1 protein-coding gene is annotated in these 1,087 nt (G+C 69.1%); it reads right to left on the reverse strand.

The features are described 5' to 3' along the window. On the reverse strand, window positions 1-1,087 hold a 1,087-nt coding region (locus EOA60_RS38485), incomplete at its 5' end, for a hypothetical protein (RefSeq protein ID WP_206628403.1).

A 1,087-nucleotide genomic window follows, 5' to 3' on the forward strand; every position in this document is an offset into this window, starting at 1 on the left:
CTAAGGCAATAGTGCTGCCAGGGCGCGAGCCCGATACTCCGGCTGGGCAAGTCCGTCGGCAAGGGCAGCGAGGCGCCGTTGTTGCTCGGGCTCAAGCCCTGCCACGCTTGTCCCGAAAGCTTGGAGGGCCGAGACGCGATGCTCCGGCTCGTCAAGTCCCGCGGTGAGGAAGACGAGACGTCGCTGCAGGGGGGGCTCAAGCCCCGCCGCACCTGCTCCAAGGCCCTCCAGGGCCGTGACGCGATCCGCGGGGTTGTTAAGTCCCTCGGCGAGGAGGACGAGACGCTGCTGCAGGGCGGGCGTAAGCCCCGTCACACCTGCTCCGAGGACTCTTAGGGCCGAGGCGCGATTCCAGGGGTTGTTAAGTCCCTCGGCGAGGAGGACGAGACGCTGCTGTAGGGCGGGCGCAAGCCCTGCCACACCCTTTCCCAATCCACCCAGTGCCGCAGCGCGATGCCCGGGGTAGTCAAGTTCCTCGGCGAGGAGGATCAGACGCTGCTGCAGGGCGGGCGCAAGCCCTGCCACGCCCTTTCCCAAGCCCCATAGGGCCGCGGCGCGATGCGAGGGATCGTTGAGTCCTTCGGCAAGGAGGACGAGACGCTGCTGCAGGGCCGGCTCAAGCCCTCTCACACCCGCTCCGAAGCCCCTCAGGGCCGTGGCGCGATGTCCGGGCTGATCGAGCCCCTCGGCGAGGAGGACGAGACGTTGCTGCAGGGCGGGTGCAAGCCCTGCGACACCGGCTCCGAAGCCCCCTAGGGCCCAGGCGCGATAGCAGGGCGCGAGCCCCTCGGCGAGGCGGACGAGACGCTGTTGCAGGGCGGGCTCAAGCCCTGCAACACCAGCGCCAAGGCCCCATAGGGCCAAGACGCGATGCTCGGGGTGGTCAAGTCCCTCGGCAAGCGCAACGAGACGGGGTTGGAGCTCGGGTGCAAGCCCCGCCACGCCCTTTCCGAGGCCTAATAGAGCCGAGGCGCGATACTGCGGCTCCGCAAGCGCCTCGACGAGCGCGACGAGACGGGGTTGGAGCTCGGGCGCAAGCCCCGCCACGCCCTTTCCGAGGCCCCATAGAGTTGAGGCGCGATACTGC

Source organism: Mesorhizobium sp. M1A.F.Ca.IN.020.06.1.1, assembly GCF_004023265.1.
Classification (GTDB): Bacteria; Pseudomonadota; Alphaproteobacteria; order Rhizobiales; family Rhizobiaceae; genus Mesorhizobium.